The organism is Bacillus cereus group sp. BceL220, assembly GCF_051776965.1.
In the GTDB taxonomy this organism is placed as follows: Bacteria; Bacillota; Bacilli; order Bacillales; family Bacillaceae_G; genus Bacillus_A; species Bacillus_A cereus.
On record NZ_JBPWBC010000002.1, the window covers coordinates 800,842 to 816,452 of the forward strand.

Consider the following 15,611-nt stretch of genomic DNA (forward strand, 5'->3'; position numbering starts at 1 on the left):
AAAAGGAAAAAGGTAGTTTATGATAGGAATCTATTGACGAAAGAGGGGCTACCACGTAAAATATAATCTTGTTGCTTAAAAAACGAATAACGTGGTTCGAAACCATCCCACGTAAAAAAACTAAGGAGATTTTGTCATGAATATTAGAACTTTAGTCGGTAATGGTATTTTAGCGGCATTATATATTGCTGTTTCTATGCTTATTCAGCCATTTGGCTTTACGAATGTACAATTTCGTATTTCAGAGATGTTTAATCATCTCGTTGTATTTAACAAGAAAGCAATTTACGGAATTGTATTAGGTGTATTTTTAACGAATCTCTTTTTCTCACCTATGATCGCTTACGATTTAGTATTTGGAGTAGGGCAATCTATTCTTGCGTTAGTTGCAACGATTATTTCTATGCGATTTATTAAAGGTGTTTGGGCTCGTATGATTTTTAATACAGTTATCTTTACAATTACAATGTTTATGATTGCAATTGAACTTCATCTTGCATTGGGTTTACCATTTATGTTGTCTTGGTTAACTTGTGCAATTGGTGAATTTGTTGTCATGGCGATTGGTATGCCTGTAATGTACTGGATTAATAAGCGAGTACAATTTGAAAGATTTATGTAATAGATGAAAGAGCTATTCCTATAGGGATAGCTCTTTTTGTATGTAATCATATTGAATATAATGCTGTGACTCTAGATAAAATATAATAAAATAAAGTGAGGCTTCAATTAGCCGGATATATATAAGAAGTCTTACATAAGGGGAATGTAGTATGAAATATAAAATTCATTGGTTGTATAAAACGAAGCGTGGATTGCAGACGGAATTAACAACAGAGTATATGAACATAGAAGAAGTACTTCAATTTGCAGAGGATTTTGAGAAAACAGGAAGAGCTAAGGAACTTTTATTTTACGATGAAATGGACGCAGAATGGTCATTAAAAGAGATGAAAAAGTTAAGTAAGCAAGTAGAGGAAGAGCCCCAAGAAATACTAGTTTATTTTGATGGGGGGTATGATGTGCAAACGAAAGAAGCTGGCGTTGGTATATGTGTGTATTATAAAAAAGGAAATACAAACTACCGCATTCGCCGCAATGCATATATAGAAGGTATATATGATAATAATGAAGCGGAATATGCATCATTATTATACGGTATGAATATACTCGAGGAACTAGGGATTAAGTATGAAGCAGTTACACTTCACGGAGACTCACAAGTGGTACTGCAGCAATTAGCCGGAGAATGGCCTTGTTATGATGAGCATTTAAACCATTATTTAGATCAAATTGAACAAAAGGCGAAGCAAATGAAATTAAAACTTGTATGTGAACCGATATCTAGAAAACAAAATAAAGAAGCACATCAATTAGCAACGCAAGCATTAGAAGGGACAGTCATTGATAGTCATAAAGAAATAACCGAATAGAGAGGTGCAAAGGTGGATAAAAAGCAACTCATTACAGAGGTAAATGACTTATTAGAAACATATTGTGAAGGATGTTTCTTGCGAGAACATAATCGAAAGACAAATAGTAAATATTATGCTCATTCATTTTGTATAAGACAATGTACAGTTGGAGAAACATTGAAAAAGTATGGAGAACAGTTGTCATAAAAAAACATCCAGAGAAAATTCTCTGGATGTTTTTTAGTGCTTTGCTTCGTTTAATTGCTGCTCGCATTTGCTTAGTTTCTTTTCCTCGTTCATTAAAAATGGTTCATCTAAATCTACTGCAACAGATTTCATAATTTCAAGCTGTGAGCGAGCTGCTTCTACTGCAGTAGTAGCATGCTCTAATGTATCTGGATCCATTGAAATTGTTGCTGATCCTACCATTTTTTGTGCTGTTTCTACACGGAATTTTACTTCTTCAAAATCATTTACTTCTGATCCCATTGTTACTGCCTCCTTTGTATATTGCGCATTTCACATAGTTTTTGCTCTGTAAAACGGAAATATACAAAGGAATAATAAAGGAGGTTACCAAGTAAGGTAACCTCCTGTTATATGTTGGATTAAAGTTTTACTACGTTAGCAGCTTGAGGTCCGCGATTACCTTCAGTAATGTCGAAAGATACTTCTTGACCTTCTTCTAAAGCTTTGTAGCCGTCTCCTTGAATAGCAGAGAAATGTACGAATACATCGTCAGCGCCTTCCATTTCGATAAATCCAAAACCTTTTTCGTTGTTAAACCATTTTACTTTTCCTTGCATGTTATAATTCCTCCTAAAAGCGTTTACTATTTTCATTTAGTGAAATTCATTTAAAAAATAATATAAACTAAAAATGCTATATTCTTGAATATTCTGCTAAATGATTAATTTAAATATACACGAATTGGGAGAATTTAGTCAAGTAAGCGATTTTATTTTTTGTATTTTTAAATAATTTTTCAGTCAAATTTTTAAATAGGTATAGGACAGGCCGAGTATGTAATATTCTTAATTGAATGCTATACATAATGAGGTGAAAGAATGAATAAGTCTTATTTATTAGATAATGAAGGAATAAGAACGAGAACCGACATACCGGATTGGGTTGCAAAAGAATTTGAGATTTTTTCAAGTGTCGTGTTAGAACCAACTTTTCCATGTTATTTCGGTTTAACAGCTTTGAAAAAGAATGAACTTCGTTATTCATTTCTTTCTCATAATGATTGGAGTCATTTGCCGCATACAATGTTATCTTTTTTAGAGTTAATGAAAGAGAGGCCGATTGTAAGAAGGGGCTTTTTCCTTTTTATAGAACCGGAATGTGAAGAACAATCACTCGAATATTACCGCGATTATTTTTGGAAAGTGCTACAGTATTTGCATGAAAACGATGATCAAGCATGGCCAAAGCAAATTCCTGAAGAGCCAGACCATTATTTATGGGAATTTTCATTTGGTGGTGAGCCAATATTCGCATTTGGAAATGCGCCAGCTTATAAACAACGAAAAACTAGACATTTAGGGAATGCTCTCGTTATTGGGTTTCAGCCACGCACTATTTTTGATGGATTAGAGGGAGATCGTCCTAAAGGAGCATATTCAAGACAAATGGTCCGTGAGCGAGTTGAAAAGTGGGATCAATTGCCGAAACATCCTAACATTAGTCATTATGGTGACCCAGAGCATCGTGAATGGAAACAATATTTCATAGGAGACGATGTAGAACCAATAAAAGGGAAATGCCCGTTTCTTCATAAGATAAAAAAGTAAGAGCCATCACCTAGATGGCTCTTTTGTATATTTTGGATAAAAAAGGGTATTTTATTATGAAAGCTAGTCTATTTTTTTAAATTATATCATTAACTAGTAATAAAGAGAGTAGAAAGGATAGAGCGATGTTTGGAGCAATTATACAGCAAATCGTATTAGGTATTTCATTAGCTGCACCAGTAGGGCCGATTAATATTGAAATGTTAAAACGAGGAATTGAACGTGGGTTTTGGCATGCTTGGGTTGTTGGAATTGGTGGAATGACTGCAGATGTTTTATTTATGTTACTCATTTATTTCGGTTTATCTTCTGTGTTTATGTATACATATGTACAAGCCTTCATGTATTGCACGGGTTTTTTCTTGTTATTTTATTTAGGATTTCAAAGTGTAAAACAAGGAATTTTCCACTCGAATATGGAATATAAAAAAGAAGAGGTAGGTGGCCTTAAACAATCGTTTATGGCAGGATTTTTAATTGCGATATCCAATCCATTAAATCTTGTTTTTTGGTTTGGTATATACGGAAGTACACTTAGCTCATTACTTACGAAGGTAACGAAACAAGAAGCTTTTTTGTACAGTCTTTGCATTATTGCTGGCATTATTTTATGGAATTTAAATATTGCTTTTTCTGTACATTTTGGAAGAACTTTATTAAAACCAAAAGCACTTGGCTACATAACAGCTGGAGCAGGTATTATTTTAGTAGGTTACTCTATACATTTTGCATACAAAGCTTTACAGTTGTTCACATAAGATTGAAGGGGAGATTTTTATGTATCGAACCACTATTGACGGAAAAGAAATTATCATTACGTTAGCGCCAAAAATCCGAAAAGAAATTACTGATAGAAATCCACTATATGAAGCGGTATTTCATAATGCTGCAAGATTGCTACAAACAAAGCAACCGACGTTTGCAGTAAATCATGAAATATTTGGTCTCATTATTGGAGAAGTGCAAAGAGGAGAAGTAACAGTGTTTGCAGTGGAACATATTATTCCGAAGCAAAATATATTTGGACCAAATAATTTTTTCTCGACAATAGAACAGCAGGCAAATTTGTAAAGTGAATAGAATAAGAATAGAAAAGAAATAGTCGTAACGATATGTTGCGGCTGTTTTTTGGGAAAAGGGGGAAACAAGATGAAGAAAGTGGGGAAAGAGTTCTTTTTACAACATGATATCGTTATTATGTATAGCATTCTATTTATTTTCATTATTATTTTAAAAATGCAATTTTTCTCTTGGATTGGCATGTTAGCATGCATGTTTGGGATTGTTTTCTATACACTTAATGAATATATGACACATCGTTTTTTATTCCATATAAAGCCACCTAAAAACACATTTCTATTAAAAATGTTAAGAAGATTACATTATGATCACCACGTATATCCAGAGGATTTAAAACTTTTGTTTTTACCTGTATGGTTTAGTATACCTAGTTTTACTATTTATTTGCTTATAGCATATGGTATTACAAAAAGTGTTACTATTACACTTTCATTTGGAATCGGAATGATTATCATGCTGCTCGTTTACGAATGGAAACATTATATTGCCCATAGACCGATTCGTCCCGTCACTAAGTTTGGAAGATGGCTAAAAAAACAACATATATTACACCATTATAAAAACGAAAAGTTTTGGTTCGGTGTTTCAAATCCAGTATTCGATTTTATATTTGGAACACTTAAAGACGGAAAAGATGTTGAGTTAAGCGAAACAGCTCGTAATTTGGAAAAGGAAAAAAAGACAAAAGTAGTGCGTTAAGCACTGCTTTTGTCTTAATGAAGAAAAAAAGTAAGGTGTCACTTTATTTTGAAAAAGTATATTAAAAATTTGGGGGAAATTGCCGAAAAATGTCTATCGAAAAATCTTTGCATGAATGTATGGATTGTCTAAAATGAGTATAAGTTTCTGAATATTTATAAAATTTAGCCTTTAGGTATGCAAGGGGGAAGTGTATTTCAAGTAAGAGAGGGGATCGGTTAATGAAACGAGATGATACGTCAGCACGTAAGTTGCAAAATGAGGTGAATTATACAGAGGTTGTTCAGTCGGAAGAATTTCAATTGTTATTAAATACGAAAAAGAAGTTTATCATTCCAATGAGTATTTTCTTTTTTAGTTTTTTTATCGCATTACCTATTTTAACGTCGTATTCAAAGGTGCTTAATACACCTGCATTTGGTGACGTTACATGGGCGTGGGTATTTGCTTTTTCCCAATTTATTATGACATGGGCACTATGTATGATTTATAGCAAAAAAGCAGAGTCATTTGATGAAATCTCCCAAAAAATTCTGCAAGATATGCAAAAAGGGAGGGGCTGAACTTGAATACTACTGCATTTGCACTATTTTTAATTATTGTTCTTGGTACGCTCGTCATAACATATTTTGCATCGAAAAAAACGAAAAATGCGAGTGAATTTTATACGGCCGGAGGGGGATTAACTGGTTGGCAAAATGGTCTGGCCATCGCTGGAGATTACATGTCTGCTGCTTCATTTCTTGGTATAGCCGGAGCAATCGCATTAACTGGGTTTGATGGATTCTTTTATAGTATCGGTTTTTTAGTTGCTTATTTAGTTGTACTGTATCTTGTTGCAGAACCGCTTAGAAATTTAGGAAAGTACACTTTGGCGGATATGATTGCAGCACGCTTTGATGCGAAAAAAGTTCGCGGAGTTGCAGCTCTTAATACGATGACGATTTCTATCTTTTATATGATTGCACAATTAGTTGGCGCGGGTGCACTTATTAAATTATTATTAGGGATTGAATATACGACATCTGTATTAATCGTTGGAACACTTATGACGGTGTATGTTATTTTTGGAGGTATGACAGCAACGAGCTGGGTACAAATCGTAAAGGCTGTATTACTTATGGCTGGTACGTTTATTATTTCTGTTATCGTTTTCGCAAAATTCAACTTCAGCGTGACTGAAATGTTCGCTCAAATGAAAACAGCTACACCTTTAAAAGATTCATTTTTAAATCCAGGTGTAAAGTATAAGGATGGTCTTGATACACTTTCTTTAAATTTAGGACTAGTACTTGGTACAGCTGGATTACCGCATATACTTGTCCGATTTTTTACAGTACGTGATGCAAAAACTGCGCGTCAATCTGTCGTATATGCGACGTGGTTAATTGGTGCATTTTATATTATGACGATTTTCTTAGGATTTGGTGCGGCAGCGTTTGTAGGAAATGAAGCGATTATTAAAGCGAACCCAGCTGGTAATATGGCGGCACCTTTATTAGCCAAAGCGTTAGGTGGAGACTTCTTATTTGCTTTCGTATCAGCAATTGCTTTTGCAACGATTTTGGCTGTAGTGGCAGGTCTTGTATTAACAGCAGCATCAGCATTCGCTCATGATTTTTATAATGAAATCATTCGTAAAGGAAAATCAACGGAAAAAGAGCAAGTATCCATGGCTCGTTATGCATCTATTGGAGTAGCGATACTATCTATCATACTTGCATTATTTGCCCAAACATTAAACGTAGCATTTTTAGTATCATTAGCATTTGCAGTTGCAGCGAGTGCAAATCTACCAGTAATTTTATTTACAATATATTGGAAGCGTTTTAATACAACGGGTGCTATTTCGGGTATGATTGTAGGTCTCGTATCAGCAATTGTTCTCGTAGCGTTGAGTCCGAATGTTTGGAACCCTGTAGCTGGAAAAGCTATTTTTGTTGGGGAAGCGTTATTCCCATATACGACACCAGGAATTATTTCAATTCCACTCGGATTTCTTGCAGCATATTTAGGAACGGTTTTATCTAGTAAGAAAGAAGATGCAGCGAAATTTGATGAAATTCTCGTGAAATCTAATACTGGTCATGGCATTAGCGATGCGTCTTCACATTAAATAAAAGAGGAGCTTTTCGATAGATAAGAAAAGCTCTTTTTTCTTTTGTCATTTTCTTGTAAATATTACTGATTTGTAAGTAGGATTTGTCTTAATTTTGTGGAATGAAAATAGCAGGGAGAAATTTAAGTCATCATGGCACCAGCGCAGCTTTTGTGAAAAATAAGTTGTTATGGAAGGTGGAAGTAATGATGAAAACGAAGCAAACTGATGAATTATTAGCAAAAGATGAGCAATATGTTTGGCACGGAATGCGTCCCTTTAGTCCAAATAGTACAATGGTAGGGGCAAAAGCTGAAGGGTGCTGGGTTGAAGATATACAAGGAAAAAGATATTTAGATGGTATGAGTGGCCTTTGGTGTGTGAATAGTGGATATGGAAGAAAAGAGCTCGCAGAAGCGGCTTATAAGCAATTACAAACATTATCATACTTTCCAATGTCACAATCCCATGAGCCAGCTATAAAGCTTGCTGAAAAGTTAAATGAGTGGCTTGGGGGAGAGTATGTTATTTTCTTCTCAAATAGTGGTTCAGAAGCGAACGAAACAGCTTTTAAAATAGCAAGACAATACTATGCTCAAAAAGGTGAACCACATCGTTATAAATTTATGTCACGTTATCGAGGGTATCACGGGAATACAATGGCGACAATGGCAGCGACGGGACAAGCGCAGCGTAGATATCAATATGAGCCGTTTGCTTCAGGTTTTTTACATGTAACACCACCGGATTGTTACCGTATGCCTGAAATTGAAGGGCAGCATATTTATGATGTAGAATGTGTGAAAGAAGTCGATCGTGTTATGACGTGGGAATTAAGTGAAACAATTGCTGCGTTTATTATGGAACCTATTATTACAGGCGGGGGCATATTAATGCCACCACAAGACTATATGAAAGCTGTTCATGAGACGTGTCAAAAACACGGTGCCTTGCTTATTAGTGATGAAGTGATTTGCGGTTTTGGACGTACAGGAAAAGCATTCGGATTTATGAATTATGATGTGAAGCCAGATATTATTACAATGGCAAAAGGTATTACGAGCGCATATTTACCATTATCTGCAACAGCTGTGAAAAAAGAAATATATGAGGCTTTTAAAGGTAAAGGAGAATATGAATTTTTCCGCCATATTAATACATTTGGTGGGAATCCAGCAGCTTGTGCATTAGCACTTAAAAATTTAGAGATTATGGAAAATGAAAATTTAATTGAGCGATCTGCACAAATGGGTTCCTTTTTATTAGAGCAACTAAAAGATGAAATTGGGGAACATCCACTTGTTGGGAATATTAGAGGAAAAGGTCTATTAGTTGGGATTGAATTAGTAAATGATAAAGAGACGAAAGAGCCAATTGATAATGATAAAATAGCAAGTGTTGTAAATGCTTGTAAAGAAAAGGGCTTAATTATAGGACGAAACGGTATGACAACAGCAGGATATAATAACGTTTTAACATTAGCGCCGCCTCTTGTTATTTCAAGTGAAGAGATTGCTTTCGTTGTTGGAACGTTGAAGACAGCGATGGAGCGTATTTAATAAATAGAGAGAGGAGCGAGCTGTAATATAAGGCTCGCTCTTGTTTAGTAGGAGGGGACTTTTAATGGAGAAATATGATCCTAACAAACATTATCACATCGGATATTATGAAGACGGATATGATTTAGAAGTGACGGCGTACAAAAGAATAAATGAACCAGTTTGGGATGCTTATATTCCGCACTATGAGGCAGACGATTTTTATAAGAAAGTGGAGGGAATGAAGCTAGGTAAATATATAGATGATTATGGCATTATGGTGTATTCATTTGGGAATGATATTGATGATGATGAAGCACGAATTATTTTTGAAAAATGGTTAAAAAAGAACGGGATTGTTTAAAGATAAAACAAAAAGGAGATTGCTATCTTATAAAATAGCAATCTCCTTTTATTATAGTAAATTTATTTACTTGCTTTCATTGCTTTATCTTTTGCACCAAAAGTGTATTTTAACATTGGTGGTGTAATCATTGTAGTTAAAATAACGACAATAACGATTGCTGTAAAGTAATCTTGTGCCAATAGACCTGAAGAAAGTCCTGTTCCTGCGATGATAAGTGCAACTTCACCACGAGAAACCATTCCAGCACCGATAATTGCAGAAGACTTAGCGTCAAATCCAGTCATTCGAGCACCGAATCCACAGCCGATTAATTTCGTTAATACAGCGATAACAGTTAATGCTAAGATGAACCAAATTTGATTGCCGATACCGTCAAATGTAATATTCATACCGATACTAACGAAGAATACGGGAACGAACATAGCGTAAGCAATTGGTTCTACTTTCTTTTCTACTTCATGTTTGTAGTTTGTTTGAGAAATTGCAATACCAGCAGCGAAAGCACCGATAATACCAGCAATTCCTAATAATTCGCCGAAATATGCGAATGAGAAACAGATGATAAGAGCCGCGCTCACGATAGACTCAGATACGCGCAGTGGTGATAACCAGCGCATAATCGCAGGAACACCTTTCCATCCGATTAAAATAATAGAAGCGAAGAATACTACTTTCTTCAAGATAACCATTGTTAAGTTAACATCATCAGTACCTAAGAAGCTCATTGCAAATGCTAATAAAATAACAACAAGAATGTCATCAAATACAGCGGCTCCAAGCATCGTCGTACTTTCACGTGTTTTCATTTTACCTAAATCACGAAGTGTTTGTACGGAAATACTAACACTTGTCGCACATAGAAGTAATCCTAAGAATACAGCGTTTCCTTGTTCCATTCCCATCACAAGACCGGAAACGTAACCACCTACGAATGGAAGAATGATACCTCCGAGTGCAACTGCTAAAGAAGAATTACGATTTGCGTTTAATTCTTCTAAGTCTGTTTCAAGTCCAGCCATAAACATTAAAAGAATAACTCCGACATTACTTAATTGAGTTAGAAGCTCTGAATTTTCAATCCAACCTAATACAGCTGGACCGATAACGATACCGACAATTAATTTACCTAGTACAGAAGGTTGACCTAATCTAACACTAAGATCACCAGCAAGCTTTGTACTTAATAAAATAAGTGCAATTTGAAAGAAAAATTCGAATTCCATCTGATCCTCTCCTCGTCATTTTTAATTTTATCATACGATTTCTCGGAATTTGCCTAATGAAAATATGTAAAACCCATTAAACAAAAGGGTCTGATTACAAGTTCTTTTGAACTTGTAATTTGAACCTGTAATTAATATATAATAAAATTTATTAAAAATCAATGAAAAAATAGCAGATTTTCATGATGGAATTTGATTTAGGTATGAAGGGAATGGCTATATAATAAGAAGAAATAAGGCAATATTTTTAATGAATTGGAGAAGGAAACATGTTATTAAATAAACGCTTTACAATTGGAGAAATGGCAAAAATGCATAATATCGCAGAATCTACATTGAGGTATTATGATGAAAAAGGAATTTTTCATCCGTCCATTGTTGATCCTCAAACGAATTATCGTTATTATACAATCGATCAATTTTCACTGTTAGATACGATTAAATTTTTACGCCAGTTAAATATTCCGTTAAAGGAAATTAAGAAATATATTGATGAAAGAAATCCAACATACGCACTCAATTTACTGGAAAAACAACAAGAAATGATGCTGAAGAAACAAAGAGAAATTGAATATGCCTTAGCAAAAATGGAACATAGAATTCATTTAATTAAGGAAGCAACAAAAGCAAAAGCTGAACAAATGGTAATTAAAGAGATCCCGCAGCGGAAAATTACAGCAATTGCGGTTGCTCCAAATACGACGGATGATATGTTTGAGTACTACATCCATTCGTTGCAAAAAAATATGAGGCAAATGGATGATAGTTTATTTTCTGGAGATATTGGTGTAACTGTTGCGAAAAAAGGATTAATGCAAAATGAGTTTCAAGCATATAGTAGTGTTTTCATTCTTTTGGATTACATGCCCTTTCAAGTGAATAGTTCAGATGAAATTAAAGCAGGTATATTTGCCTGTGTATATCACCACGGGCCATATGAAGAAACTGATGAAACATATAAGAAATTAATAAAATATATTGATCAAGAAGGATATGAAATAGACGGAGATTCGATTGAGATTGCATTAATTGATTGGTCTGTAACAGAAAATCCAGAGGAGCAAGTAACAGAAATTCAAATTCCTATAATGAAAAAACAAAGCAATAAGTTATAGGACTCGTATAATTACAAATGAGCATCAAACGCGATAATTAAGTTACCTATTTTTTAATTCTCTATTGACCTTCAAGTTACTTGAAGGTTTAAACTGAGGAAAGAGAGTTGAAAAAAGGAGCATATTAGAGTATGGAAGCAACAGAAAAATTAAGAGAAAAACCGATAAAAAGTTTATTTATTTCTTATTTAATACCAGCTGTTCTAGGAATGGTATTAATGTCAGTTAATATTGTAATTGATGCGGTCATGATTAGTAGAGGAGTTGGGGCGAATGGTTTAGCAGGAGTAAACGTGGCTATTCCAGCGTTTTCGATTTTTTTCTCTATTTCATTATGGATCGGAATGGGCGGGGCAACGTTATATTCCATTGCATTAGGTGAAAATAAACGAGAAAGAGCAAGGTCTATTTTTACTCAATCCATGACGGTAGCAGTTGTTATCGTAGGTGTTTTAGCGGCTATTTGTTTATGGAGAATAGAAGATTTAGCATACTTATTTGGTGCAAATGAAGTGATTTTACCATATGCGTTAGACTATTTACACGTATTATTAACATTTGGAATGATATACGTTTTAGAAAATATTTTAAGTACATTTATACGAAATGATGGAAATCCTAATTTAGCAATGGCAGGTCTTGTTGTAACGGCTGTATTAAATATAGTATTTGACTATATCTTTATTTTTATCTTTGGATGGGGGGTAACAGGTGCTGCTTCAGCGACTATTCTTTCGGCAGCGATTGGTTTTCTTGTATTATTAACTCATTTCTTTAGAAAAAGTAGTATTTTAAAATGGACGAAATTCCATTTTGAATGGGATACTGTCAAACAAATTATGGTGATTGGTTTCCCAAGTTTTACAGCAGAAAGTACGGTTGCAATCGTAACGATTGGTTTTAATATCGCATTCGTCCAATATGCAGGAGAAGTAGGAGTAGCTTCCTATGCGATGGTGAATAGTATTCATGCAATGGCATTACTATTATTCTTCGGTGTAGGTGCTGCATTGCAACCGATTGCTAGTTTCCATTACGGGGCAAACTTATCAGAAAGATTGCGTGAAGGATTGCAGTTTGCTGTGAAAATTGCTGTTGTACTTGGGGGCATTGCGATAATTGTCGGATTATTCTTCGGGAAATATATCATTGGTCTATTTGATGTCCAATCTCCAGAATTATTGGAGTTAACATTAACGGGTATTAGCTTATTCTTTATTCAATACGTATTTTTAGGCTATAACATTGTGTATGGAGAGTACTTCCAATCAGTGCGACAAACGAAGAAATCAGTACTGATTATAATGAGCCGAGGGTTACTATTTATCATTCCATTGTTATGGATTATGCCGAAATTATTTGGGATAAACGGAATTTGGCTCGTTATGCCAGTTGCTGAAGTAATGACAGCAATTATCGTATTTACGATGAATCGTATGAAACATCCTGTTCCATTAAATATGGCAGGAGAGAAAGAAGCGATATGATGAAGAAAATCCCCTTAAGCAATTAAGGGGATTTTTTTATTCCTTTAAACTAATCGCAAAAGATCCATCCGTTTCTTGAACAGAAGCGAAAGCAACGTTTTTAATATTTGTAATTCCTTTTTCTTTTAATTCTTTATATAACCATTTTTCATCTTTATGGATTAACTTTAAGTTATCGTATTGAATTTGTGAATCGACGATAAGTGCAATTGGTAATCCAGCATACTTAACATCTATGTTTAAATCTTTTGGAGTTAATGGTACAAGTTCTCTTTTTGGTAAAATACTAATAGCTCCGTTCGCTTCTAAAATGGCGTATTCAATTTCATGAACACTCGGATATCCTGCAACGCGAAGATTAGAAAGTAGTTCGGCAATGGGATATCTACTTTTTTGTAAGTTCTCAAAAATAATATCACCATGTTTAATTAAAATGATAGGGTGTCCGAGAATAAAACGATTTAGTTTGTTGAATAGGCTTAATTTTGTAAGGAGTAAATGTAAACATGTAATAACAACCATACCGAGAAATGCTTGTAAAGCACCAGAGACGGGTATGGCCTGGAAAGCTAAATAAGATAAAAAGATTATAGCCCCAAAATCATGAGGAGTTAGTTGTGCTAACGCGGATTTACCGAGTAACTTAAGCGATAGTAAAAATAAGATGAAAAAGAACGACACGTTACATAAAAAGAGAAGCAATAGAGACACTCCTTGGTGTAAAGTTGTACTTACTATTCCCGAAAGTAATATAAATATTACCTTTCAGAGGATAATTTAGGGTTTATTGGAATTTGTCTGTATACAAACAAATAAATGGATATTATCATGAAGGAAGTAAAAGAAAATAGGAGTATATGAGTATGAGAAAGAAGAAAATAATAAAGTGTATTTTAGTTGTTATAATGATTTGCGCCGTATATGCGGGGTTTTTACAATATCACATTTATAAGCATGGACATATGAATGCAAGTGACGATGCTGAGTACATAATTGTACTAGGATCGAAAGTAAATGGAACGAAACCATCTTATTCATTGCAATATCGTATTGATAAAGCAGCTGAATATTTAAAATCACATGAGAAAACAATCGCTATCGTATCTGGAGGACAAGGAAAAGGTGAAGACATTTCAGAAGCATTAGCAATGAAACAAGGACTAATAAAACAAAACATCGCAGAAGACCGTATTATAATGGAGGACAAATCTACGAGTACAGATGAGAATATTACATTCTCAAAACCGTTAATTCCAGCCGATATGAAAAAAGGTATGATCGTAACAAACGATTTTCATATGTTTAGAGCGAAAAAAATAGCTGCCAAACAAGGTTTACAATTAGAAGGTCTTCCGGCAAAAACACCGAAACCAATCATCATTCCATCGAATGTACGAGAATATTTAGCCATTACACAGTATTGGTTTATGAATCGAATATAGTGAAAGTGATCCCGTCTGAAACTTCAGACGGGATTTAATTTGAGGAAAATCTTACAAATATGTCACGTTAGTGAAAGGTAAAGCGATAGTTTCTAGAATGATTTCCTGACATAATGAAAGTAACAAAAACTATTTAGAGGTGAATCGGATGAAAGGAAATAATATTTTATCTTCGTTATGTTACTTTAGTATCTTTTTTGCACCATTTTTACTACCAATTATCGTGTACTTTGTTGCAGAAGATGAAGTGAAGTATCACGCGAAAAAAGCATTTTGGTCACATGTTTTCCCATACGCAATCTTATTTGGAGGACTAGCAGTATCAGGAATGTACGGTTTAGGTTTCAATCAATCTGACGGTGCTGGAATTGGAATGATTATCACATATACAGTGTTCATTCTTGTAGGAATTTACTACTTCATTTGGAATATCGTAAAAGGTATTAAAGTCTTGAAAACGGCGTAATAAGACAAGAAAAAATTTCATTTAAATTACCGTTAATATAATTTCATTTACCGTATTCATAGACGTTTTAAAAAAAGAGCAATTCAAAATGAAGTGACCCCTAAAAGTTAGACACGGTTATTTCATTAGGCAGCTTGATAAAAGTGAGTCCGGTATTGTACTGGGCTCATTTTTAATTTTGCCTTAATCCGTTTCGTATTATAATAATCTATATATTTTTCTAATTCTATTTTAAAGTGCTCTACATTTTCAAATTCTTTTATGTAGAGGAACTCCGACTTCATAATCCCAAAGAAATTTTCTATTACTGCGTTGTCGTAACAGTTGCCTTTTCGAGACATACTCTGGACGATAGCTCTTGATTCAAGTGTCCGGACGTACTGTCTCATTTGATAATGCCATCCTTGATCCGAATGCATCAGTAGCTGGTGGGTTTCAGGTAAACGTTCCAATGCTTTCTCTAACATGCCTGAAACAAGCGAATACGTCGGTCTAGAACCAATTGTATAGGTAATAATTTCACCATTATACAAATCTAATACAGGTGATACATACAGTTTTTCTCCAAACAATTTAAACTCTGTGATGTCTGTTACCCACTTTTGATTCGGTGCATCTGTATGAAAATTACGCTCTAAAATATTAGGTGCAATTCTACCGACTTTTCCTTTATAGGATTTATATTTCTTCATACGCACAACACACTTTAACCCAAGCTCTTTCATAATGCGCTGAACCTTCTTGTGGTTCACTTTCTGGCCACGATTCGTTAATTCATCACGAATGCGACGGTAACCATAACGACCTTCATTTTCCTCATAAATCGCTTTAATCTCAGCTTTCAAATCGGCATCTACATCTGGACGATTCATTTTCTTTACTAAA

Annotated in this window: 20 protein-coding genes and 1 riboswitch; of the genes, 15 read left to right on the top strand and 5 right to left on the bottom strand. The window is 34.4% G+C overall.

From position 1 onward, the window contains the following. Positions 1-85: 85 nt before the first annotated feature. A riboswitch (PreQ1 riboswitch) is annotated at positions 86-130 on the top strand. 6 nt (positions 131-136) lie between these two features. The 3 genes from ACS2FK_RS09030 (at position 137) to ACS2FK_RS09040 (ending at position 1,622) form a co-directional block, all read left to right on the top strand. Beyond that, a complete protein-coding gene (locus ACS2FK_RS09030; protein WP_001026474.1) occupies positions 137-622 on the top strand; it encodes a QueT transporter family protein in 486 nt (161 codons plus the stop codon). 151 nt (positions 623-773) lie between these two features. Further along, positions 774-1,433 carry a ribonuclease H family protein gene (locus ACS2FK_RS09035; protein ID WP_000875546.1) on the top strand — a complete coding sequence of 220 codons (660 nt, stop codon included), beginning with the start codon at positions 774-776 and terminating at the stop codon, positions 1,431-1,433. A gap of 12 nt (positions 1,434-1,445) precedes the next feature. Beyond that, positions 1,446-1,622: a zinc-finger domain-containing protein gene (locus tag ACS2FK_RS09040; RefSeq protein ID WP_000358801.1), complete on the top strand. Its 177-nt coding sequence runs from the start codon at positions 1,446-1,448 to the stop codon at positions 1,620-1,622. Between the two features lie 33 nt (positions 1,623-1,655). On the opposite strand, the gene ACS2FK_RS09045 is transcribed toward ACS2FK_RS09040, so the two are convergent. Next, positions 1,656-1,904 carry a DUF2564 family protein gene (locus tag ACS2FK_RS09045; RefSeq protein ID WP_000534400.1) on the bottom strand — a complete coding sequence of 83 codons (249 nt, stop codon included), beginning with the start codon at positions 1,902-1,904 and terminating at the stop codon, positions 1,656-1,658. 119 nt (positions 1,905-2,023) lie between these two features. Further along, complete coding sequence (gene cspB, locus ACS2FK_RS09050; protein ID WP_001161731.1) at positions 2,024-2,221, bottom strand: cold shock-like protein CspB; 198 nt, start codon at positions 2,219-2,221, stop codon at positions 2,024-2,026. A gap of 261 nt (positions 2,222-2,482) precedes the next feature. On the opposite strand from cspB, the gene ACS2FK_RS09055 reads away from it, so the two are divergent. From ACS2FK_RS09055 to ACS2FK_RS09090, 8 genes are all read left to right on the top strand, one after another. Next, positions 2,483-3,211, top strand: coding sequence for a YqcI/YcgG family protein (locus ACS2FK_RS09055; RefSeq protein WP_063546956.1), 729 nt, complete (start codon positions 2,483-2,485; stop codon positions 3,209-3,211). A 125-nt stretch (positions 3,212-3,336) separates the two neighbouring features. Beyond that, positions 3,337-3,969, top strand: a complete 633-nt coding sequence (locus tag ACS2FK_RS09060) for a LysE family transporter (protein ID WP_023521586.1) — start codon at positions 3,337-3,339, stop codon at positions 3,967-3,969. A gap of 19 nt (positions 3,970-3,988) precedes the next feature. After that, entirely contained in the window at positions 3,989-4,282 is a 294-nt protein-coding gene (locus tag ACS2FK_RS09065) for a hypothetical protein (RefSeq protein ID WP_000286361.1), read from the top strand. 78 nt (positions 4,283-4,360) lie between these two features. After that, positions 4,361-4,990: a sterol desaturase family protein gene (locus ACS2FK_RS09070; protein WP_063546957.1), complete on the top strand. Its 630-nt coding sequence runs from the start codon at positions 4,361-4,363 to the stop codon at positions 4,988-4,990. Positions 4,991-5,211: 221 nt separating this feature from the next. Further along, a complete protein-coding gene (locus ACS2FK_RS09075) occupies positions 5,212-5,553 on the top strand; it encodes a DUF485 domain-containing protein (RefSeq protein WP_023521588.1) in 342 nt (113 codons plus the stop codon). 2 nt (positions 5,554-5,555) lie between these two features. Beyond that, positions 5,556-7,106 carry a solute symporter family protein gene (locus ACS2FK_RS09080; RefSeq protein ID WP_001098239.1) on the top strand — a complete coding sequence of 517 codons (1,551 nt, stop codon included), beginning with the start codon at positions 5,556-5,558 and terminating at the stop codon, positions 7,104-7,106. Positions 7,107-7,297: 191 nt separating this feature from the next. Next, a complete protein-coding gene (locus ACS2FK_RS09085; protein WP_140157238.1) occupies positions 7,298-8,647 on the top strand; it encodes an aspartate aminotransferase family protein in 1,350 nt (449 codons plus the stop codon). Positions 8,648-8,711: 64 nt separating this feature from the next. After that, entirely contained in the window at positions 8,712-8,990 is a 279-nt protein-coding gene (locus ACS2FK_RS09090) for a DUF3986 family protein (RefSeq protein WP_000417068.1), read from the top strand. A 62-nt stretch (positions 8,991-9,052) separates the two neighbouring features. Here ACS2FK_RS09090 and ACS2FK_RS09095 read toward each other — a convergent pair whose 3' ends face one another. Next, the gene (locus ACS2FK_RS09095; protein WP_000393901.1) at positions 9,053-10,216 is read right to left on the bottom strand and encodes a cation:proton antiporter; all 1,164 of its coding nucleotides are present in this window, start codon (positions 10,214-10,216) and stop codon (positions 9,053-9,055) included. 269 nt (positions 10,217-10,485) lie between these two features. On the opposite strand from ACS2FK_RS09095, the gene ACS2FK_RS09100 reads away from it, so the two are divergent. Continuing rightward, the gene (locus ACS2FK_RS09100) at positions 10,486-11,331 is read left to right on the top strand and encodes a MerR family transcriptional regulator (RefSeq protein ID WP_000925940.1); all 846 of its coding nucleotides are present in this window, start codon (positions 10,486-10,488) and stop codon (positions 11,329-11,331) included. A gap of 131 nt (positions 11,332-11,462) precedes the next feature. Further along, positions 11,463-12,818: an MATE family efflux transporter gene (locus ACS2FK_RS09105; protein ID WP_000388396.1), complete on the top strand. Its 1,356-nt coding sequence runs from the start codon at positions 11,463-11,465 to the stop codon at positions 12,816-12,818. Positions 12,819-12,854: 36 nt separating this feature from the next. Here ACS2FK_RS09105 and ACS2FK_RS09110 read toward each other — a convergent pair whose 3' ends face one another. Continuing rightward, the gene (locus tag ACS2FK_RS09110) at positions 12,855-13,520 is read right to left on the bottom strand and encodes a DUF421 domain-containing protein (protein WP_000923922.1); all 666 of its coding nucleotides are present in this window, start codon (positions 13,518-13,520) and stop codon (positions 12,855-12,857) included. A gap of 161 nt (positions 13,521-13,681) precedes the next feature. On the opposite strand from ACS2FK_RS09110, the gene ACS2FK_RS09115 reads away from it, so the two are divergent. Both ACS2FK_RS09115 and ACS2FK_RS09120 read left to right on the top strand, forming a co-directional pair. Beyond that, positions 13,682-14,260 carry a YdcF family protein gene (locus ACS2FK_RS09115; protein WP_001227657.1) on the top strand — a complete coding sequence of 193 codons (579 nt, stop codon included), beginning with the start codon at positions 13,682-13,684 and terminating at the stop codon, positions 14,258-14,260. A 148-nt stretch (positions 14,261-14,408) separates the two neighbouring features. After that, a complete protein-coding gene (locus ACS2FK_RS09120; RefSeq protein ID WP_063546959.1) occupies positions 14,409-14,726 on the top strand; it encodes a DUF4870 domain-containing protein in 318 nt (105 codons plus the stop codon). Between the two features lie 125 nt (positions 14,727-14,851). Here ACS2FK_RS09120 and ACS2FK_RS09125 read toward each other — a convergent pair. Further along, positions 14,852-15,611 (bottom strand): IS3 family transposase (locus ACS2FK_RS09125; RefSeq protein ID WP_438899428.1); only part of this gene is annotated, 760 nt, incomplete at its 5' end.